Source organism: Pseudomonas sp. M1 (assembly GCF_022760135.1).
GTDB lineage: Bacteria > Pseudomonadota > Gammaproteobacteria > Pseudomonadales > Pseudomonadaceae > Pseudomonas > Pseudomonas citronellolis.
The window spans coordinates 876,333-895,882 of the sequence record NZ_CP094343.1; the positions used below are offsets into that span (position 1 = coordinate 876,333).

Genomic DNA, 19,550 nt, shown 5'->3' on the forward strand with positions numbered 1-19,550 from the left:
GAACCGCAAAGAAGACCTGTCACATACCCGAATCAGGGTGAGCGTGAGCGCAAGCCACGAGCATCCGAAAGAATTGCTTGACGACCATAGAGCGTTGGAACCACCTGATCCCATCCCGAACTCAGCAGTGAAACGACGCATCGCCGATGGTAGTGTGGGGTTTCCCCATGTGAGAGTAGGTCATCGTCAAGCACCTATCCCAAAACCCCTGATCAGCCTGGCTGGTCGGGGGTTTTGCTTTTGGGGCGCGGAAAGCCGGGGTGATCCCATCCACGCCATTGCATTCCCCTTGTAGGAGCGCGCCCTGCGCGCGAATCGCGGGCAGGGCCCGCTCCTACACGTGAGGCATCGCCATGGCGATGGGTATCGCTTCGCTCAACGCCATCCTACGGGGCTGCATCCCGTAGGAGCGGATTCATCCGCGATCCGGCCGGCAGGCCGGTGGCCTCAGTTCAGCTCGACCTTTTCCCCTTTCGCACTCAACTGCTCGAACGCCTGGTCCAGGCGCTGGCGGAGTTGTTCGGCATCGGGCGTGCGACGGGAGACGATGAGCTTGAGCGGCAGGCGGTAGAGGGTGTCGTAGGCCAGCGGCGGCAGGCCGGCGGCGTTGCGGGCTTCTTCCACCGGGGCCTGGTAGTCCAGCAGGTAGTCGCCGCGCTCGCGCAGCAGCATCTGCAGGGCCGCGCTGTGGGTACTGGTGCGGTGGACTTCCAGGTTGAGCCGCGGGTCGTCCAGCAGCTGCGTGGCGGGCCGCCAGTAGCTGTAGCCGCTGATCAGGATCACCCGGCTGCCGGCCAGGCCCTGGGGCAGGCGCGGGGCGGGATGGGACGCCAGGCGATAGAGGTTGAGGGTGACCTGGCCGAGCACGTGCTCGCACTCCAGGGTGCTTTCGGCCAGCTCGGGCTTGCCGGGCGCCCCGGCCCACAGTTGCACGCTGCCGTCGCGCAGGCCCTGGTAGAGGCGGGCACTGGGCAGGGCCCGGAGTTCGGCGCGGTAGCCGGCCTGGCGCAGCAGCTTGCGGATCAGTTCGGCACCTTCGCCCTGGGTACTGCCGTCATCGTCGGTATAGATGTACGGCGGGAACTCGTAATAGCCGACCGCCAGCGACTGGGGACCACCGGCCGGGCCTGGCAGGGCATGGGCCAGCGACGCCGGAAGCAGCGACGAGGCCAATGGGAACAGGAGTTTCTTGAGCATTGCTGCGCCGCACCTTTATCGTTCTTGTGTTGGTGTCTGCATTGAGCATGAGTCGCCAACCGGGGCTTGTCCAGTCCGCGGCCGGCAAAGCGGCGGCGACATTCAAGGGCTGCGACCGGCGGCACATGAGGCTGCCGGAGCGCGACCGCCGCGGGGCTATGCTTGAGGGGCAGCCGGCCCCACTCGCACCTGGCCGAGGGCTCCGCACATGCCACGCAAGGTCTTCTCCAGCAAGGTCTACCTGCACAAGACGGTCCTGGTGACCGGCGGCTGCTCGGGCATCGGCCGTGCGCTGGTCTTGCGCTTCGCCCAGGCGGGCGCCAGGCCGGTGATCCTCGACCTGGACCAGGCCGCGCTCGACAGCCTGGTGCAGCACCTGCAGCAGCACCTCAACGTCGAGGCCCTGGGGCTGCGCTGCGACATCACCGAACCCGCCGCGGTGGAGCAGGCCGTGGCCGTCGCCATCGAACGCTTCGGCGGCATCGACGTGCTCATCAACAACGCCGGCATCACCCACCGCAGCCTGTTCGCCGAGACCGACCTGAAGGTGTTCCAGCGGGTGATGGCGGTGAACTTCTACGGCGCCCTGCATTGCACCCGGGCGGCCTTGCCCAGCCTGATCGCCCGCCAGGGACAGATCGTCGTGCTCAGTTCGCTGACCGGCTTCGCCCCCTTGCTTTATCGCAGCGCCTACAACGCCAGCAAGCATGCCCTGCACGGGCTGTTCGACACCCTGCGCATGGAACTGGACGGCACCGGCGTCTCGGTGACCCTCGCCTGCCCCGGCTTCACCGCCACCGACCTGCGCAAGAACGCCCTGGTCGGCGACGGCTCGGTGATCCGCCAGCCGGCCGTGGTGCTGGGCAGCGAAGTGGCTTCCCCGCGCGACGTGGCCGAGGCGATCTACCAGGGCGCCCTGCAGCGCAAGCGCCTGCTGGTGCTGTCCAACGTCAACTGGCGCGCGCGCATCCTGGCCCGTTACTGCCCCTGGCTGTTCGAGCGCCTGCTGGTGCCGCGCATGTCCGGGTTGAAGCCGAGCCGGCGCTGAGCGCTCCTGCGCTGCGCGGAGCAGACCTCAGGCTTCCTCGCGCTCCGGGCCGAGGATGTAGATGCGGTAGGCGGCGACGGTCAGCAGCAACTGGAAGAAGCCGCTGAGGGCGCTGAGCGCCAGGCTGTAGCCGAGGGCGTTCTCGCTCAGCTGCTCGATCCAGCCCTGCAGGGCCCAGGTGGGGGCGAGGATCACCAGCACGGTGGTGAGCAGCAGGAAGAAGTGCCCGCCGGTGAGGCGGAAGCTCTCGCGCATGGCATCGATCGGGCGCAGGCCACGCTTGACCAGCAGCACCTCGGCGAAGGCCAGCTTGATCATCACGTAGATGCCCGGCAGCACCATCAGCGACAGGCCGATGACGATCAGCAGCGAACTCAGCGCCGAGAGCAGCGCGAAGGCCGGCCACAGGCGCAGCGCCGCGCGCCACAGCTCGCCGACGCCGCGCTGGCGGCCTTCGCCGAAGTCGACCAGGTACAGCAGCAGGCTGGCGGTATAGATGGGGTAGAAGATCAACCCGGCGGCCATGCCCCAGGGCGCGAACTGCTGGGAATTGGCGGCCATGCTCAGCTGTTGCTGGGTGAGCGTCTCCAGGACGATCCAGGGCAGGCAGAGCGGCAGCAGCGTGCCGATGTGGCGGCTGAAGAAGTACCAGGTATCGCGCAGGATGGAGATGGGATTCATCGGCTCGTCTAGGGGACCAGTTGGCAATCGACTCTAACCCATGCCCGGCGGCGCAGACCAGAGTCCCCGCCAGCGTGGATGAAGAAGTTTTCATCGACCGGAACTTGTTTTTTCGCCGGTCGATCCAATCTAGTGATGCGTTCCCTCCCCCGGTGCTCACTCGAGGCCCCAGATGAATTCCGAAGAGCAAACCCTGATCGATGGCCTGTTCACTCGCCTGCAGGAAGCCGAGCGGCAAACCGCGCCGCGCGACGCCCAGGCCGAGGCGCAGATCAACCAGCACCTCGTGCGCCAGCCGGCCGCGCCCTACTACATGGCGCAGGCGATGCTGATCCAGGAGGCGGCGATCAAGCGCCTGGACCAGCGCGTCAAGGAACTCGAAGCCCAGGTCGCCAGCCTGCAGCAGAACCGCCCCAGCAGCGGCGGCTTCCTCGCCGGCCTGTTCGGCGGCGGCCAGCGCGAAGCGGCGGCGCAACCCCAGCAAGCGCAACAGCGCCCGGACGGCTGGGGCCAGACGCGCTTCTCCCAGCCCGGCGCCAATGCCAGCTACGCCAGCAACCCCAACGACTTCCGCCCCGCCGCGGCGCCCCAGGCCGCGCCGGCCCAGGGCGGCGGCTTCCTGCGTGGCGCCTTGCAGACCGCCGCGGGCGTGGCCGGCGGCATGATGGTGGCGGACCTGCTGACCAACATGTTCCACCACTCGCAGCCGCAGGAAATCGTCGAGGTGATCCAGGAAGAGGTTCCGGCCGAGCATTTCGACCCGCAATCCTCCGGGCTGGACGACTCCAGCCAGTCCTCCCTCGACGGTGATCGCTACGCCGACAACGGCTTCACCGACACCGGCTACGACGATGGCGGCTTCGCCGACGACTCCAGCTTCTTCGACGACGACGGCGACATGTTCAGCTGATTGGTGGCCCCGCGCCGACGACGCGGGGCTGGCGGCGCGGCGGTGGGCTGCGATAATGCGCGTCCACCGCCTGATCCGGAGCCGCCGTTGAAAACCCTCGCCCTGTTCGCCGATGTGCAGAACCTCTACTACACGGTTCGCCAGGCCTACGGCTGCCATTTCAACTACGCCGCCCTGTGGAGCGAGTTGAGCCGCGAAGGCCGCATAGTCGAGGCCTATGCCTACGCCATCGACCGTGGCGACCCGCGCCAGCAGCAGTTCCAGCAGATCCTCCGCAACCTCGGCTTCGAGGTGAAGCTCAAGCCCTACATCCAGCGCAGCGACGGCTCGGCCAAGGGCGACTGGGACGTGGGCATCACCATCGACGTGCTCGACGCCGTGGCGCGGGTGGACGAGATAGTGCTGTGTTCCGGCGACGGCGACTTCGACCTGCTGCTGCAACGCGTCCGCTCCCAGGGCAAGACGGCCGCCGCCTATGGCGTACCGGGCCTGACCGCGCAGGCGCTGATCCGCTCGGCGACGCGCTATGTGCCCATCGAGGGCGAGCTGCTGCTGCGCCACTAGCGGCTACAATGCCGCCCATTCCACCTTCCGTTGCGTGAGTGCTCCATGACCTTCGCCGCCCTCGGCCTGATCGAACCCCTGCTGCGCGCCCTCGACGGCCTCGGCTACCAGAACCCGACCCCGGTGCAGGCCCAGGCCATCCCCGCCGTGCTCAAGGGCCGCGACCTGCTGGCCGCGGCGCAGACCGGCACCGGCAAGACCGCCGGCTTCGCCCTGCCGCTGCTGCAGAAGCTGCTGCAGGAAGGCCCGCAGGTGGCCGCCAACTCGGTGCGCGCCCTGGTGCTGGTGCCCACCCGCGAACTGGCCGAGCAGGTGCACGACAGCTTCCGCGCCTATGGCCAGCACGTGCCGCTGCGCACGGCGGTGGCCTACGGCGGGGTGAGCATCAACCCGCAGATGATGAAGCTGCGCAAGGGCGTCGACGTGCTGGTGGCCACCCCCGGGCGGCTGCTCGACCTGTACCGGCAGAACGCTCTGAAATTCACCCAGTTGCAGGTGCTGGTGCTGGACGAGGCCGACCGCATGCTCGACCTGGGCTTCGCCCGCGAGCTGGAAGAAGTGTTCGCCGCGCTGCCGAAGCGGCACCAGACGTTGCTGTTCTCCGCCACCTTCTCCGAGGCGATCCGCCAGATGGCCGGCGGCCTGCTGCGCGACCCGCTGTCCATCGAGGTGGCGCCGCGCAACACCGCGGCGAAGACGGTGAAGCAGCAACTGATCACTGTGGATAAGAAGCGCAAGGCCGAGCTGTTCCTGCACCTGCTGCAGGCCCGCCGTTGGCGCCAGGCCCTGGTGTTCGCCAAGACGCGCAAGGGCGTCGACGAACTGGTCGGCGTGCTCCAGGCCGAAGGCATCGCCGCCGACTCCATCCACGGCGACAAGCCGCAGCCGGCGCGCCTGCGCGCACTGCAGCGGTTCAAGGACGGCGAGGTGGACTTCCTGGTGGCCACCGACGTCGCCGCCCGTGGCCTGGACATCGAGCAGATGCCGCTGGTGGTCAACTTCGACCTGCCGATCGTCGCCGAGGACTATGTGCACCGCATCGGCCGCACCGGCCGCGCCGGCGCCAGCGGCCAGGCCCTGTCGCTGGTGTGCGCCGACGAGGTGCAGCAGCTGGCGGCCATCGAGACGCTGATCGGGCAACTGCTGCCGCGCTCCGAAGAAGACGGCTTCGAGGCCGAGCACAGGGTGCCGCAGACGACCCTGGGCGGGCAGGTGCTGAAGAAGCCGAAGAAACCCAAGCAGCCCAAGGTGCCGGCCAAGCCGGGCAATATCCACCTGGGCGAGCTGCTGGCCGACAAGCCCCAGGTGAAGGCGGTGCGCAAGGCGCCGGGCTTCGCCAAGGCGTCGCCCGGCAAGGGCAAGCCGAAGGGCCGCTGAGGGCGCGAGGGGGTACGAAAGGCCGTGCCCCCGCTCAATCGAGGTTGTGGCCGATACGCCACAACACCCCGCTCGGATCATGCAGCGTGAAGTCCCGCATCCGCCACGCCCGGTCCTCCGGCTCCCCCAACTGCACCCCATGGCGCCCCGCGATATCGATCCCGCGCAGACGCTGCCACCAGGCATCGGCGTCCTCCACCAGCAGGTGCAGCATCAGGTTCTCGGCGAATTCCTTCACGTAGTAGTTCTGCAGCAGGAAGGCGCAGTGGTCGCCGTGATGGAAGTAGCTCAGCTCCTCCGAGCTCCACGGGTTGGCGAAGCCCAGGTCGCGGTAGAAGGCCTGGGACTGGGCGTAGTCGCGGGCCGGGACGAAGACTTTCAGTTCGACGCTGTTCAGCTTGCTCATGGCGCTTCCTTGTCGTGGCACTGGCCTCTGCCGGGCGGCTGGCGCGCAGTCTAGCGCAGGCTCAGAGGGCGCGCTGCATATAGCGGTGGCTGGCCACGCCCGGCAGGTTGGAGCGGCGCTCGGCCTGCACCGCGAAGCCCAGGCGCTCGTACAGCGCCTGGGCCCGCGGGTTGGCCACCGACACGTCGAGGGCGGCCATGGGCAGGCCGGCGCGGCGGCCGCGTTCGAGGAAGTGGTCGATCAACTGGCTGCCCAGGCCTTCGCCGCGCAGTTCCGGCGCCACGCCGAGGTGGGCGAGGTACAGCGTCCGTTTCGGCGGCGGGCAGATGATCCGCTCCAGTTGCAGGCCATGGCGGATCACCGTCGCCGCGCCCAGGCCGAAGAAGCCGAATATCTGCCGGCTGGCGGCGAGCAGGTAGCCGAGGTTGGCCTCGCCGCCGAAGACCGTGCCCACCGCCACCACCCGCCCGTCCAGTTCGCCTACCGTGTGCTGGCGCCAGCCGAACTGGCCGCCGCCCTGGACGAAGGCGTGGCGCAGGAAGTCCTGGGCGCTGTTGCGCCCCGGGCGGGCGAAGGCATAGTCGAAGGCATCGGGGCCAGAGCTGTAGATCAACGGGACGGCGGCGTCGACGTCCTCGGGGCGGGCCGGGCGGAAGCTCAGGGGCATGGCGCGGACTCTGCTGGGGGGAATCCGCAATCTAGCACTATGGTTCCAGATTCAGCCAGCGCAAGGCGCCCAGGCCGGCGGCGCGGCCGCTGGCGAAGCAGGCGGTGAGCAGGTAGCCGCCGGTGGGCGCCTCCCAGTCGAGCATCTCGCCGGCGCAGAACACGCCGGGCAGGGCGTTCAGCATCAGCTGCTTATCCACAGCCTCGAAGGTGACGCCGCCGGCGCTGCTGATGGCTTCGTCCAGCGGGCGCGGGCGCACCACCGTCAGCGGCAGGGCCTTGATCAGCGCGGCCAGGCGCTGCGGCTCGGCGTAGTCGGCGGCTGTGGACAACTCGCGCAGCAAGCCGGCGCGCACGCCGTCCAGGCCCAGGCGGCCGCGCAGGTGGTTGGCCATGGATTTGGAGCCGCGTGGCTGGGCCAGGGCTTTCGCCACCTGCTCGATGCTGCGGTTGGGCAGCAGGTCAAGCAACACGGTGGCCGAGCCGTCGCGGGCGATGCGCTCGCGGATGCCGGCGGACAGCGCATAGACCAGGCTGCCCTCGATGCCGCCGGCGGTGACCACGAATTCGCCCTGGCGCGGCGCCTCGCCCTCCAGGCCCATGGCCACCGGCTTGACCGGCGCGCCGGCGAACTTGTCGCGGAAGAACTCGCTCCAACCTGCGACTTCGAAGCCGCAGTTCGACGGCCGCAGGGGCGCGACCGCCACGCCGCGCGCCTGCAGCGTCGGCACCCAGGCGCCGTCGGAGCCCAGGCGTTGCCAGCTGCCGCCGCCCAGGGCCAGCACGGTCACGTCGGCCTGCAGGGCCTGGCGCCCTTCGGGGCCGTCGACCAGCAGGCGGCCTTGTTCGTCCCAGCCCTGCCAGCGGCTGCGGGTGTGGATAACCACGCCGCTGTCGCGCAGGCGCTTGAGCCAGGCGCGCAACAGGGGCGCAGCCTTCATGTCGGTGGGGAAGACGCGGCCGGACGTGCCGACGAAAGTATTTATCCCCAGGCCATGGATCCACTCGCGCAGGGCCTGGCTGTCGAAATCCGCGAGCAGCGCGCCGATTTCCGTGCGGCGTTCGCCGTAGCGGCCGACGAAGGCTGCCTGGTCTTCGGAGTGGGTGATGTTCATGCCACCGACGCCGGCCAGCAGGAACTTGCGCCCCACCGAGGGCATGGCGTCGTACAGCGCCACGCGCACGCCGGCGCCGGCCAGCACTTCGGCGGCCATCAGGCCGGCGGGGCCGCCGCCGATGACGATGGCGCTGGGGGAGGGCAGGGAGCTGTGCTCGGTCATGGGCTGGGCATGGTCGGTGGAAAGGGCGCGCATTCTAGCCTAGCCGCTGGCGGCCGGGGCTGGTCAATTCGCCGGCGGCCATGCGAGGGCCCCGGCGCGTGGGCAAGTCACAGGTTTGTGCCCAGGATATCCACAGGCGGCTCCACAGCTTTCGGGGACAACGTTGCCCCACGTAGGATGGGTGGAGCGTAGCGATACCCATCGAATGCAGCATGGGTTTCGCAAGCTCAACCCATCCTACGGGTGTGCTGGTCATGTTTTGTTCGTTGGGCTGGAGGCCCCGTGAATACTGGGCTGCAGAGAATGCCCCGCAGTTTTTCCACAGGAGGTTCCACAGCATCCGTGGAAAAGTCGCACCTTTTCCTCCGAACGCTGTCTGGTCATCTTTCGTACATCCGGCTGCGGCCCAGGCCCGGCGTGGGCCAGGGCAGACTCCCCGCAGGTTTTCCACAGGTTGCTCCACAGTTGCCGTGGACAACTCAGCCCAGGCCCAGGCGCTGCCAGACGCGCTGCGCGCTGTGGTGGAGAATGCCGTGGCGCCGGGCCAGGGCCGCGCGGTCCTTGTCGTAGCCGCCGCCGATCACCCCCAGCACCGGGATGTCGCGGGCCAGGCAGCGTTCGATCACGCGCTCGTCGCGGGCGGCCAGGCCGGCGTCGGTGAGGTTCAGGTAGCCCAGGGCGTCGTCCTTGTGCACGTCCACCCCGGCGTCGTAGAGCACCAGGTCCGGCTGGTACAGCGGCAGCAGGTAGTCCAGCGCCTCGTCCACCACCCGCAGGTAGTCGGCGTCGCCCATGTGCAGCGGCAGGGGGATGTCCCAGTCGCTGTGCGCCTTGCGCGCGGGGAAGTTCTTCTCGCAGTGCAGCGAGACGGTGATGGCGTCCGCCACCTGCTCCAGGATGCGCGCGGTGCCGTCGCCCTGGTGCACGTCGCAGTCGAAGATCAGCACGCGCCCGGCGCGGCCGCTTGCCAGCAGGTGCAGGGCGATCACCGCCAGGTCGTTGAAGATGCAGAAGCCCGAGGCGTGGTCGTGGTGCGCGTGGTGGGTGCCGCCGGCGAGGTGGCAGGCCAGGCCGTGCCTTAGCGCCAGCTCCGCGCCCAGCAGCGAGCCGCCCACCGCGCGCACCGTGCGCCGGGCCAGGGCCTCGCTCCAGGGCAGGCCGAGGCGGCGCAGTTCCTCGCGGCTCATGTCGCCGCTGCAATAGCGCTCGATGTAGCCGCGGTCGTGGGCCAGGGCGAGGATGTCCGCCGGGCAGGGTTCGGGGCGCAGCAACGCCGCGTCGCTGGTCAGGCCGCTGTCCACCAGGTGCTCCTTGAGCAGGCGGAACTTCTCCATGGGGAAGCGGTGGCCGGCGGGGAAGGGCGGGCTGTAGTCGTCGTGGTAGACCAGGGGCAGCGGCATGGGGCGGGGCTCGGGCTGTTCAGCGGCAAGGGTAAGCCGGGCCCGCGGCCGGGCGCCAGGGCCGCGCATGGGGCACAATAGGCAGCTGACGAATCTTGCCGAGGCGAACCATGCACCTGCCCAGCCTGAGCACTCCGCGCCTGCTGCTGCGCCCCTGGCGCGATGGCGACCTGGAGGCCTTCGCCGCCCTCAACGCCGACCCCGAGGTGATGCGCCACTTCCCCGCCTGCATGGGCCGCGAGGACAGCGACGCCCTGGCCGCGCGCATCCACGCGCACTTCGCCGAGCACGGCTTCGGCCAGTGGATAGTCGAGCGCCGCGACGACGGCGCCTTCCTCGGCGTGCTGGGCGTACAGCACGTGGGCTTCGAGGCCGCCTTCACCCCGGCGGTGGAGATCGGCTGGCGGCTGAACCGGGCGTTCTGGCGCCAGGGCTATGCGCTGGAGGCGGCGCGGGCGGTGCTGGAGTACGCCTTCGCGCACCTGCGCCTGACCGAGGTGGTGGCCTTTACCGTGCCGGCCAACCTGCCGTCCCAGGGCCTGATGCAACGCCTGGGCATGCGGCGCGACGCGGCCGCCGACTTCGAGCACCCGCGCCTGCCCCAGGGCCACGCGCTGCGTCCGCATGTGCTGTTCCGCATCAGCCGCGAACAATGGCTGGAGGCGCAGACATGAGCGCCGCCGACGATGTGCGCGCCTACCACGCGCTGAGCTGCCATGCCCCGGAACGTTTTGCACCGGGGCCCGGCCAACTGGACTGGGCGACCCAGCCGGCGCCCTTCCGCCGCTACGCCGGGGCGCGGCCGATCGAATTGCTGCACCGCCCGCAGGAGGAATCGCCGGGCTACGACGGCGTGTTCGCCGGCCCCCTCGGCGAGCCCGCGCCGCTGGGCCTGGAAAGCGTCTCGCAACTGCTCTACGACAGCCTGGCGATCTCCGCCTGGAAGCAAGCCGGCGGCAGCCGCTGGGCGCTGCGCGTCAACCCCTCCAGCGGCAACCTGCACCCCACCGAGGCCTACCTGCTGCTGCCGGCCGGGGCTGTGGACAAGTCCGCCGTGCTGGCCCACTACACCGCTGACGAACACCTGCTGGAAGTGCGCGCCGAGCTGCCACCCGCCGTGGCGCAGCAACTGCCCGACACCGGTCTGCTGCTGGCGCTGGCCAGCATTCCCTGGCGCGAGGCCTGGAAGTACGGCGAGCGCGCCTACCGCTACTGCCAGCACGACTTCGGCCACGCGCTGGCGGCCCTGGCCATCGCCGCGGCCATCCAGGGCTGGGAAGTGCGGCTGCTGCGCGCGCTGGACGAGCGCCGCCTGGATGCCGCGTTCGGCCTCGACCGCGAGGGTTTCCACGAGCGCGAAGCGGTGGATGCGTTGCTGTGGATAGGTCCGCCCCAGGACGGCGAGCCCCGTGTGCCCGAGGCGCTGCTGCGGGGGCTGGCGGCGCTGGAGTTGCAGGGCGCTCCGAATCGCCTCTCGCGCAGCTACCGGCACTGGCCGGAGCTGGAGCGCGTCCACGCGCTGTGCCGCGCGCCGGCGCTGGCTCCCGCCGATTGGCGCCTGCCGTGCGCCGAGGCGACTGCGGAAAACCCCGGCCTGCCATTGCGCCCGATCCTCCACCGGCGGCGCAGCGCGCAGAGCCTGGACGGCCGCAGCGGCATCCACGCCGAGCTGCTGCTGGCCTGGCTGCGCCGCCTGCTGCCGGATAACTCGCCGGTGCCCTTCGCCTGCTCGGGCGAGCCGCCGCGCCTCGACCTGCTGCTGTTCGTCCACCGCGTCCAGGGCCTGGCGCCGGGGCTCTACTGGCTGGGCCGCAGCGGCCGCGCGCCGGGCGGGTTGCGCGGGGACTTCCAGTGGCGCCGGGCGGACGCCGAGCTGCCGCTGTACCTGTTGCTGGAAGGCGACGCCCGCCAGCTCTCGGCCTTCCTCTCCTGCGGCCAGGACATCGCCAGCGACGGCTGCGTGGCCTTCGCCATGCTCGCCGACCTGGACGCCGCCCTGGCCGAAGGCCCCTGGACCTACCCGCGACTGTACTGGGAGGCCGGGCAGATCGGCCAGCTGCTCTACCTGGAGGCCGAGGCCGCCGGGCTCTCGGGCACCGGTATCGGCTGCTACTTCGACGAGGCGCTGCGGGAATTGCTCGGCGAAGGCCCGGACCGCCCGGTCAGCCTCTATCATTTCACCATCGGCCGCGCGGTATGGGACACTCGCCTGAGCAGTTCGCCCGCGTACCCCCAGCCGCGCCGCCCGCATCCCATTCGCAGTACCGATTCCGAGGAAACGTCATGACCCAGATCCTGGACAACCTGGTGGCTTTGCTGAGCCTGGAACCCATCGAGGAAAACCTGTTCAGGGGCATCAGCCAGGACCTCGGCTTCCGCCAGCTGTACGGCGGCCAGGTGCTCGGCCAGGCGCTGTCGGCGGCCAGCCAGACGGTGGAGCCGGCGCGCCACGTGCACTCCATGCACGGCTACTTCCTGCGCCCGGGCGACGCCAGCATGCCGGTGGTCTACCAGGTCGACCGCGTGCGCGACGGCGGCACCTTCAGCACCCGCCGCGTCACGGCGATCCAGAAGGGCCAGCCGATCTTCGCCCTGAGCACCTCCTTCCAGTACGACGAGGAGGGCTTCCAGCACCAGATCCCGATGCCCGACGTGGTCGGCCCGGAGAACCTGCCGACGGACCTGGAGCTCAAGCAGCGCAGCATCGCCCAGTTCCCCGAGCGCATCCGCGACAAGCTGCTGTATCCCAAGCCCATCGAGATCCGCCCGGTCACCCAGAACGACCCCTACGACCCGCAGGTCGGCGAGCCGATCAAGTACCTCTGGCTGCGCGCCGACGGCAAGCTGCCGGATGTGCCGGCGCTGCACAAGTACATCCTCGCCTACGCCTCGGACTTCGGTTTCCTCACCACCTCGCTGCTGCCCCACGGCCGCTCGGTGTGGCAGAAGGACATGCAGGTGGCCACCATCGACCACTCCGTGTGGTTCCACCGCGACCTGCGCGCGGACGAGTGGTTGCTGTACGCCATCGACAGCCCCTGGGCCGGCAACGGCCGCGGCTTCGTGCGCGGCAGCATCTTCAACCGCGACGGCCAGTTGGTGGCCTCGTCGACCCAGGAAGGCCTGATCCGCCGCCGCGAGGACTGGGCATGAAACCGGGCCTGATCCGCCACTGGGTGTTCGACATGGACGGCACCCTGACTCTGGCGGTGCACGACTTCCCGGCGATCAAGCGGGCCCTGGGCATTCCCCAGGAAGACGACATCCTCACCCACCTGGCGGCGCTGCCCGCGGCCGAGGCGGCGGCCAAGCACGCCTGGCTGCTGGAGCACGAACGCGAGCTGGCGCTGGCCTCCACCGCCGCGCCCGGCGCGGTGGACCTGGTGCGCGCGCTGCACGAGGCCGGCTACCGCCTCGGCATCCTCACCCGCAACGCCCACGAGCTGGCGCTGGTGACTCTGCAGGCCATCGGCCTGGGCGACTGCTTCGCCACCGAGGACATCCTCGGCCGCGGCGAAGCCCGGCCCAAGCCCAACCCCGACGGCCTGCTGCACCTGGCCGAGCGTTGGGGCGTGCAGCCCAAAGACATGCTGATGGTCGGCGACTACCGCTTCGACCTGGAATGCGGCCGCGCGGCGGGCAGCTACACGGCGCTGGTCAACCTGGCGGAAAACCCCTGGCCGGAACTGAGCGACTGGCACGCCGCGGATTGCGCAGCCCTGGGACGCCTGGCCGGGGTGTTGGCGTAGGGCGTATAACGCTCCGCGTTATCCGCCGCTTAATGGCGATCCCCGGCAGCGCCGAGGTTGGCCTGGGCGCCGTCCGCCTTGCCGGCGGAATCGCGGACAAGGTCCGCTCCTACAAGGAAATGCCGTGCCTCACGGTGGCGTAGGGCGAATAACGCTCCGCGTTATCCGCCGTTCAACGGTGATTCCCGGCGGCGCCGAGGTTGGCCTGGACCTCGTCCGCCCTGCCGGCGGAATCGCGGACAAGGTCCGCTCCTACAAGGAAATGCCGTGCCTCACGGTGGCGTAGGGCGAATAACGCTCCGCGTTATCCGCCGTTCAACGGTGATTCCCGACGGCGCCGAGGTTGGCCTGAGCCTCGTCCGCCCTGCCACGATGATGGGTATCGCTTCGCTCAACGCCATCCTACGAAAAGCCGTGCGTAGGAGCGGACTCTGTCCGCGATGGCTACAGCTTCGGCGTCCAGGTGGCTGCGAACAGCGCGGTGCGGCCTTCGGTGTTGTAGCCGAAGCGCCCGTTCGGCGTGCCGTAGGTGGCTTCGCTGTAGTCCTTGTCCAGCAGGTTGTCGAGCTTCAGCTCCAGCGCCAGTTCCTCGCTCAGGCGCCATTGCCCGCGCAGCCCCAGCAATCCGTATCCGCCCATTTTCATGGTGTTGGCCGCGTCGTCGTAGCGCGCGCTGGCGAGCCGCCAGTTCATGCCGAACGAGTAGGGGCCGAAGGCATGATCCAGGTCGAGGTTGAAGGTGCGCTTGGCGCGACGCTGCAACGTGTGGCCGCTATCGCGGTCGCGGGGATCGAGCAGGCCGATGGCGAGATTGCCCTGCCAGCCGAACAGCTCCTGCCTGAGCGCGGCTTCGAAGCCATTGATGCGCGCGGTCTGGATGTTCTGCGGGATATAGTTCTGGTCGAGGACGATGGCGTCCTCGAGGTCGGTCCGGTATAGCGACATCTGCAGCGAGCCGCTGTCGCTGTACTGGCTGCGCCACTGCACCTCGTAGCTTTTGGAGCGCTCCGGCTTGAGGTTGGGGTTGGCGCCGGCGTAGCAGGCGCCACCGTAGCAGTAGTCGGGGTAGTAGAGGTCATTGAAGGTGGGCGCGCGGAAGCCTTCGCTGTAGGACAGCACCAGGTCGTTGCGTTCGTCCAGCGCAAGCGTCAACGCGCCGTTCCAGGTGTTCTCGCTGCCGAACTGCTGGTTCTTGTCGTGGCGCATGCCCAACTCGGTGGAGAAGTGTTCGCCGTTGTAGCGATGCTGGGCGAACAGCGCCTGGTTCCAGCGCGAGTCGTGGGTGAAGTCGGTGCTGCCGTGCAGGCGGTCCTCGTACCAGTCCGCTCCCGCCAGCACCTTCTGGGTATCGCTCAAGGCCAGGCTGTTCACCCAACTGGCGGAGTCGCGGTAGGTGGCGAACTGGGAGGGCATGTCCATGCCGAGGTCGTCGCGAGTATCGCGCTTGTCCTCGCTATGGCCGAGTTCGAGCCTGCTGTTCCAGGCGTCGCTCAGTTGGTTCTCCAGGTAGCCGGAGAAGCTGCTGAGCTGGAAGGCGACACTGGGCTGGGTCGGCGCATACTGGTTGTCGGTTTCCACCTGGCCGCGTTGGTCCAGGGCGGTGATGCCGGCCTTCAGGGCGTCGCCGAAGCGGTGCGAAAGACTGAAGCTGAGCGAGCGGTTGCGGTAGGCATCGTGGTCGTCGTTGGCGCCGTAGTTGTCGCGGGTGGCATCGATGCCGGCGGTTTCATCCAGGGCCGCGCCCAGGTTGAAGCGGGTCTGCGCATCGCCGCCGGAGAGCCCGAGGTTGCGCTCGTAGCTGCTGTTGCTGCCGACGCCGAAGCGGGCGTAGGGCTTCAGGCCTCGGGCATCGCCCTGGCGGGTGAATATCTGGATGATGCCGCCGATGGCGTCGGAACCGTACAGCGCCGAGCGGGCGCCGCGCACGACCTCGATGCGCTCGATCTGGTCGGGGTCGAGGAATTCCAGGCTGGTGGTTCCGCTGGACGCGGAGGCTATGCGCTGGCCATCGACCAGTACCAGCGTCTGGGCGCTGGACGTGCCGCGCAGGAACACGCTGGTGAGGCTGCCGGCGCCGCCGGTGCGGCTGACTGTCACGCCGGGCACCCGCTGCAGCAGCTCGCCGACGCTGCGCGCTTGCAGGCGCTCGATGTCGTTCCGCTCGAAGACGGTCGTGGCGGCGGTGGCCTGGGACAGCGCCTCGGTCTGGCGCCCGGAGGTGACCACGGTATCGGGCAACTGGTAGAGGTCGTCGCCGTCGGCCAGAACGGCACCGGGCAGCATGGCGGCAGCCAGGGCAAGACGGGAAAGTTTCATCGCTGGGGTTCCTCAAAAGTGGACTTTCGAGGAGGGCTGGGCAAGGGCGGGAGTGGCCGCGCTTGAAGGTGCGGCCCTCCGCAACACCTGTCATGCGTGTCGAGGGCGGTCTCCGGGCTGCCGACTCGCACGCTCCCGGCCTTCCCATGCGTGGCGCACAGTGGCGGATTGGAGCGCGGCAGGCGCGGGGCCTGCGGTCGGTTACCGTTGCGGGGGCAGCGCAGGCCTTTCACCTGCTTCCCGTTACCTCGAACGAAAACGTGCGCACCTTACGAACAACGCGGCGGCCGGGCAAGTCGGGCCGATGCGGAACCTGTCCGTCAGACGCCCCTTTCCTCTGCGGTCCGTCACGTCCATGGCGGCGCCCCGCCTGCGCCCGGGCGCTTCCCGGCGGCTGCGACAAAGTCACTCAGCACGCTGCTAACCGCGGCCGGAAAGCTCCGGCCAGCAGCCGCCAATGCGGCGCCGTGCGGGCGTTCCAGTCGGTTCTTGTAGGAGTTTTCTGGTCTTTCGGGGCGGCGGAAAACTTTGCCGGATTTTGATAGGGCCGCCGTCCGGGCACTTGTTAGCTTCCTAAGCAGTAGAGGAGGGGAGCACGTGTCCAAAGAGCGCATCATCCAGGAATTCGTCCCGGGCAAGCAGGTGACCCTGGCGCACCTGATCGCGCATCCCCAGGAGGAGCTGTCGAGCAAGATCGGCGTTCCCGGGGCGCAGGCCATCGGCATCATGACCCTTACCCCGGGCGAGACCGCGATGATCGCCGGCGACTTCGCCACCAAGGCCGCCGACGTGCGCATCGGCTTCCTCGACCGCTTCAGCGGCGCGCTGGTGCTGCACGGCAGCGTCGGCGCGGTGGAAGAGGCGCTGGCGCAGACCTGCGCCGCCCTCGGCCGGCTGCTGGACTACAGCGTCTGCCCGGTGACCAGGAGCTGACCATGGACGCGCCGCGTTATGCCCTGATCGGTGGCGTTGGAGCCGGCAAGACCACCCTGTTCAACGCCCTGTGCGGCAACCCCGAAGCGGCGCGCAAGACCCAGGCGCTGGACTACGGCCCCGGCGGCGCGCTGGACACCCCAGGCGAATTCGTCAGCCACCCGCGCCTGTACCGCGCGCTGATCACCAGCACCGACGACGTCGACACCCTGGTCTACGTGCACCCCGCCGATTCGACGGAGTGCCGGCTGCCGCCCGGGCTGCTGGACATCCACGCCGGCAAGCGGCTGATCGGGGTGATCAGCAAGTGCGACCTGCCCGGCGTCGACCTGCCCGCCATCGAGCGCCTGCTGCGTGCCCACGGCATCGACGGCGCGATCGTCCACACCGCCAGCGACGACCCCGCCAGCATCGAGCGCCTGCGCGCGCTGCTGAACGCACGGAATCCGATCGAGGACCTGTTGAGATGAAGAAGCTGATTACCGCCAACGACATCCGTGAAGCCATCGCCGCCGGGCAGAGTTCCCTGGCCGTGGAGCTGCCGCGCTGCATCGTCACCCCGGAGGCGCGCACGGTCGCCGAGCAGGCGGGTCTGGCGCTGGTCGAGCGGGTGGCCGGCGAGCCGGCGGCGGCCGCGAGTGAACCGGCCTCGGCCGGGCCGAGCGAGGACGAGCTGGCGCGGATTCGCGCCGAGGTGCTGGCCCGGCTGCCCGCCGAAGTGGACGCGCAACTGGTCGACCAACTGGTGCGCAAGGCCGCGCAACAGGGCGGCGCCTGCGTGGCCCGGGCGGCCTTCGAGGCGCGCACCGGCGCCGGCGGGATCAAGCTGGTGAAGGGCGGCAGCGTGCGCTTCGGCCGCCTGGAAGGCGTGCCGGGCGAATACCAGATCGGCATCACCGACGTGGTCGGCGCCGAGGACGGCAGCAGCATGGGCGCCGGCTTCATGCAGTGGGAGAACGCCTTCTTCCCCTGGACGCTGAACTACGACGAAGTGGACCTGGTGCTGGAGGGCGAGCTGCACATCCGCCAGAACGGCGAGACCCTGGTGGGCCAGCCTGGCGACCTGCTGTTCATTCCCAAGGGCAGCGCCATCGAGTTCGGCACCCCCAGCTGGGTGCGCTTCCTCTACGTGGCCTGGCCGGCCAACTGGCAGGAACAGTGAGGCGGCCATGAGCACTTTCATCACCGAAAGCTGGCTGCGCGAGCGCCACGGCCTGAGCGAAGGCACCGAGCTGCGGCTGCCCGCCGACGCGCGGTTGACCCCCGCCGCCCGCGCGCTGATCGACGAGCGCCACCTGTCGCTGAAGTTCCATGACGAACAGGGCCGCCTGTACCGGGCGACCGAAGAGCCGGACGCGGACGGCGCGCCGTGCCTGCAGGCGGTGCACGGGCTGACCGGCAGCGCCCGGCGCGTCGCCGCGACCTGCCAGCTGTGCGGCTCGGCGCCGGCCGACAAGCCTGCCGGGATGACCCATCTGAACGCCCACGAACTGGTGGCCAAGAACGACCCGCGCCTGCAGTTCCGCGCCCAGCTGGACGCGGCCATCGCCCTGGCGGTGTGGCTGCAGGTGGAGCTGCCGGAGCCGGCCGAGCTGGCCGCCTGGCTGGCCGACATCCGTTCGCTGCTCGGCCAACTGATGCGCGCCGACGTGCTGGACGAGGAACTGGCCGGGTTCGCCGTCGGCGGGCTCGACCAGGCCGTGCTGCACCGCCTGTCCCACGCGCCGCTGAAATACCTGGGCCACGACCACCTGGTGCCCGAGTGCGGCCACGGCCGCGCGCCGGCGCTGCTCAACCTGCTGCGGGCCAAGGTCCGCGAGGTGGAAATCTGCGCCGCCCAGGTGTTCATGGAGGCCGGCTTCAAGCTGCGCCGCGCGGACCTGCTGCACGCCCTCAACCGGCTGTCCAGCGCGCTCTACGTGGCCATGCTGCTGAGCCTGCTGCACCTGCGCGGGCAACCCTGGCCGAGCGCCGCGGAACTGAGCCGGCGCGTGCAGGGAGAGGCCCCATGAAACTGTTCGACGACTGCCGCCGGGCCGCCCGGCAGAACCCGCCGCGGGTGGTCTTCCCCGACGCCCTGGACCGCCGCGCCATCGAGGCGGCGCAATACCTCAAGGCCGAGGGCCTGGCCGAGCCGCTGCTGCTGGGCAACCCCTTCGCCCTGCGCGGCTACTGCCTGGAGCGGCACATCCGCCTGGGCGACCTCGGGCTGATCGACCCCGCGCGCTCGCCCTGGCTGCACGGCTTCGCCCAGGACCTGGCCCGGCGCCAGGACAAGCTCAGCCCCGAGCAGGCCCTGGAACAACTGCACGACCCGCTGTGGTTCGGCGCGGCGCTGCTGGCGGCCGGCCAGGTCGACCTGTGCATCGCCGGCAACCTCAGCGCCACCGCCGACGTGCTGCGCGCCGGCCTGCGGGTGGTCGGCCTGGCGCCGGGCAACCGCACGCTGTCCTCGGTGTTCTTCATGCTGCCAGCGGACGGCGGCGCCCCCTTGGCCTTCGCCGATTGCGGCGTGGTGCCGCGGCCGACGGTGGAGCAACTGGCGGACATCGCCCTGGCCTCGGCGGCCAGCTTCGAGCAGGTGACCGGCGAGCCGGCGCGGGTGGCGATGCTCTCGTTCTCCAGCCACGGCAGCGCCAGGCACGCCGACGCCGAGGCGGTGCGCCAGGCCTGCGAGCTTGTGCGCGAGCGCCGGCCGGAGCTGTGCGTCGACGGCGAGATCCAGTTCGACGCCGCCTTCGTCCCCGAGGTGGCCGCGGCGAAGGTGCCCGGCAGCCCGCTGGGCGGGGCGGCCAACGTGTTCGTGTTCCCCAGCCTGGAGGCCGGGAACATCGGCTACAAGATCGCCCAGCGGCTCGGCGGCATGAACGCCATCGGCCCGATGCTGCAGGGCATGAACGCGCCGCTGCACGACCTGTCGCGCGGCTGCACGAGCGAGGAAATGATCCAGACGGTGCTGCTGGCCAACAAGATGGCCGGCGGCGCCGAGGCTGTCGGGCGAGTCGCCTGAGCCGGACGGCGGC

At 69.7% G+C, this 19,550-nt stretch carries 20 protein-coding genes, 1 rRNA gene and 1 riboswitch; of the genes, 14 read left to right on the forward strand and 7 right to left on the reverse strand.

Annotation, left to right across the window (positions count from 1 at the left end; genetic code table 11):
• Window positions 1-76 precede the first annotated feature (76 nt).
• A 5S ribosomal RNA gene (gene rrf, locus PM1_RS03835) occupies window positions 77-192 on the forward strand.
• A 255-nt stretch (window positions 193-447) separates the two neighbouring features.
• Here rrf and PM1_RS03840 read toward each other — a convergent pair.
• Entirely contained in the window at window positions 448-1,197 is a 750-nt protein-coding gene (locus PM1_RS03840) for a substrate-binding periplasmic protein (protein WP_009615677.1), read from the reverse strand.
• A gap of 208 nt (window positions 1,198-1,405) precedes the next feature.
• Here PM1_RS03840 and PM1_RS03845 point away from each other — a divergent pair, with 208 nt between their 5' ends.
• Window positions 1,406-2,245 (forward strand): SDR family oxidoreductase, encoded by an 840-nt coding sequence (locus PM1_RS03845; protein ID WP_009615679.1) that lies wholly within the window; start codon window positions 1,406-1,408, stop codon window positions 2,243-2,245.
• 27 nt (window positions 2,246-2,272) lie between these two features.
• On the opposite strand, the gene PM1_RS03850 is transcribed toward PM1_RS03845, so the two are convergent.
• Window positions 2,273-2,926 carry a YciC family protein gene (locus tag PM1_RS03850; RefSeq protein ID WP_009615681.1) on the reverse strand — a complete coding sequence of 218 codons (654 nt, stop codon included), beginning with the start codon at window positions 2,924-2,926 and terminating at the stop codon, window positions 2,273-2,275.
• A 172-nt stretch (window positions 2,927-3,098) separates the two neighbouring features.
• Here PM1_RS03850 and PM1_RS03855 point away from each other — a divergent pair, with 172 nt between their 5' ends.
• The 3 genes from PM1_RS03855 to PM1_RS03865 all read left to right on the forward strand — a co-directional run bounded on the left by PM1_RS03855 (window position 3,099) and on the right by PM1_RS03865 (window position 5,777).
• Window positions 3,099-3,836: a DUF2076 domain-containing protein gene (locus tag PM1_RS03855; RefSeq protein ID WP_009615682.1), complete on the forward strand. Its 738-nt coding sequence runs from the start codon at window positions 3,099-3,101 to the stop codon at window positions 3,834-3,836.
• Window positions 3,837-3,923: 87 nt separating this feature from the next.
• The gene (locus PM1_RS03860; protein ID WP_009615683.1) at window positions 3,924-4,400 is read left to right on the forward strand and encodes a LabA-like NYN domain-containing protein; all 477 of its coding nucleotides are present in this window, start codon (window positions 3,924-3,926) and stop codon (window positions 4,398-4,400) included.
• Window positions 4,401-4,445: 45 nt separating this feature from the next.
• A complete protein-coding gene (locus tag PM1_RS03865) occupies window positions 4,446-5,777 on the forward strand; it encodes a DEAD/DEAH box helicase (RefSeq protein WP_009615684.1) in 1,332 nt (443 codons plus the stop codon).
• 34 nt (window positions 5,778-5,811) lie between these two features.
• On the opposite strand, the gene PM1_RS03870 is transcribed toward PM1_RS03865, so the two are convergent.
• The 4 genes from PM1_RS03870 to PM1_RS03885 all read right to left on the reverse strand — a co-directional run bounded on the left by PM1_RS03870 (window position 5,812) and on the right by PM1_RS03885 (window position 9,529).
• Complete coding sequence (locus PM1_RS03870) at window positions 5,812-6,183, reverse strand: VOC family protein (protein WP_009615685.1); 372 nt, start codon at window positions 6,181-6,183, stop codon at window positions 5,812-5,814.
• Window positions 6,184-6,244: 61 nt separating this feature from the next.
• A complete protein-coding gene (locus PM1_RS03875) occupies window positions 6,245-6,850 on the reverse strand; it encodes a GNAT family N-acetyltransferase (protein WP_009615686.1) in 606 nt (201 codons plus the stop codon).
• A gap of 37 nt (window positions 6,851-6,887) precedes the next feature.
• Window positions 6,888-8,129 (reverse strand): TIGR03862 family flavoprotein, encoded by a 1,242-nt coding sequence (locus PM1_RS03880; protein WP_024128425.1) that lies wholly within the window; start codon window positions 8,127-8,129, stop codon window positions 6,888-6,890.
• 479 nt (window positions 8,130-8,608) lie between these two features.
• On the reverse strand, window positions 8,609-9,529 hold the full coding sequence (locus PM1_RS03885; RefSeq protein ID WP_009615688.1) for a histone deacetylase family protein: 921 nt from the start codon (window positions 9,527-9,529) through the stop codon (window positions 8,609-8,611).
• Between the two features lie 110 nt (window positions 9,530-9,639).
• Here PM1_RS03885 and PM1_RS03890 point away from each other — a divergent pair, with 110 nt between their 5' ends.
• Genes PM1_RS03890 through PM1_RS03905 form a run of 4 tightly spaced genes read left to right on the forward strand, consistent with a single transcriptional unit; the run spans window position 9,640 to window position 13,278 of the window.
• On the forward strand, window positions 9,640-10,203 hold the full coding sequence (locus tag PM1_RS03890) for a GNAT family N-acetyltransferase (RefSeq protein WP_009615689.1): 564 nt from the start codon (window positions 9,640-9,642) through the stop codon (window positions 10,201-10,203).
• Window positions 10,200-11,816 (forward strand): nitroreductase family protein, encoded by a 1,617-nt coding sequence (locus tag PM1_RS03895; protein WP_009615690.1) that lies wholly within the window; start codon window positions 10,200-10,202, stop codon window positions 11,814-11,816. Before PM1_RS03890 ends, PM1_RS03895 begins: the two co-directional genes overlap by 4 nt.
• Window positions 11,813-12,682, forward strand: a complete 870-nt coding sequence (gene tesB / locus PM1_RS03900; protein WP_009615691.1) for an acyl-CoA thioesterase II — start codon at window positions 11,813-11,815, stop codon at window positions 12,680-12,682. Before PM1_RS03895 ends, tesB begins: the two co-directional genes overlap by 4 nt.
• Window positions 12,679-13,278, forward strand: coding sequence for an HAD family hydrolase (locus tag PM1_RS03905; RefSeq protein ID WP_009615692.1), 600 nt, complete (start codon window positions 12,679-12,681; stop codon window positions 13,276-13,278). Before tesB ends, PM1_RS03905 begins: the two co-directional genes overlap by 4 nt.
• 444 nt (window positions 13,279-13,722) lie before the next feature.
• Here PM1_RS03905 and PM1_RS03910 read toward each other — a convergent pair whose 3' ends face one another.
• Window positions 13,723-15,594, reverse strand: coding sequence for a TonB-dependent receptor domain-containing protein (locus PM1_RS03910; protein WP_009615693.1), 1,872 nt, complete (start codon window positions 15,592-15,594; stop codon window positions 13,723-13,725).
• Between the two features lie 87 nt (window positions 15,595-15,681).
• Window positions 15,682-15,881, reverse strand: a riboswitch (cobalamin riboswitch).
• A gap of 310 nt (window positions 15,882-16,191) precedes the next feature.
• Between PM1_RS03910 and eutS the strand changes: the two genes are divergently transcribed.
• From eutS to PM1_RS03935, 5 genes are read left to right on the forward strand one after another with little or no spacing between them, the layout of a single operon-like run.
• Complete coding sequence (gene eutS, locus PM1_RS03915) at window positions 16,192-16,527, forward strand: ethanolamine utilization microcompartment protein EutS (RefSeq protein ID WP_009615694.1); 336 nt, start codon at window positions 16,192-16,194, stop codon at window positions 16,525-16,527.
• A 2-nt stretch (window positions 16,528-16,529) separates the two neighbouring features.
• Window positions 16,530-16,997, forward strand: coding sequence for a EutP/PduV family microcompartment system protein (locus tag PM1_RS03920; protein WP_009615695.1), 468 nt, complete (start codon window positions 16,530-16,532; stop codon window positions 16,995-16,997).
• Window positions 16,994-17,689: an ethanolamine utilization acetate kinase EutQ gene (gene eutQ, locus PM1_RS03925; RefSeq protein WP_009615696.1), complete on the forward strand. Its 696-nt coding sequence runs from the start codon at window positions 16,994-16,996 to the stop codon at window positions 17,687-17,689. Before PM1_RS03920 ends, eutQ begins: the two co-directional genes overlap by 4 nt.
• Window positions 17,690-17,696: 7 nt before the next feature.
• Window positions 17,697-18,539, forward strand: coding sequence for an ethanolamine utilization cob(I)yrinic acid a,c-diamide adenosyltransferase EutT (gene eutT, locus PM1_RS03930; RefSeq protein WP_009615698.1), 843 nt, complete (start codon window positions 17,697-17,699; stop codon window positions 18,537-18,539).
• Window positions 18,536-19,537 carry a phosphate acetyltransferase gene (locus PM1_RS03935; RefSeq protein WP_009615700.1) on the forward strand — a complete coding sequence of 334 codons (1,002 nt, stop codon included), beginning with the start codon at window positions 18,536-18,538 and terminating at the stop codon, window positions 19,535-19,537. The genes eutT and PM1_RS03935 overlap by 4 nt, the downstream gene beginning before the upstream one ends.
• The last annotated feature ends 13 nt before the right edge of the window (window positions 19,538-19,550 follow it).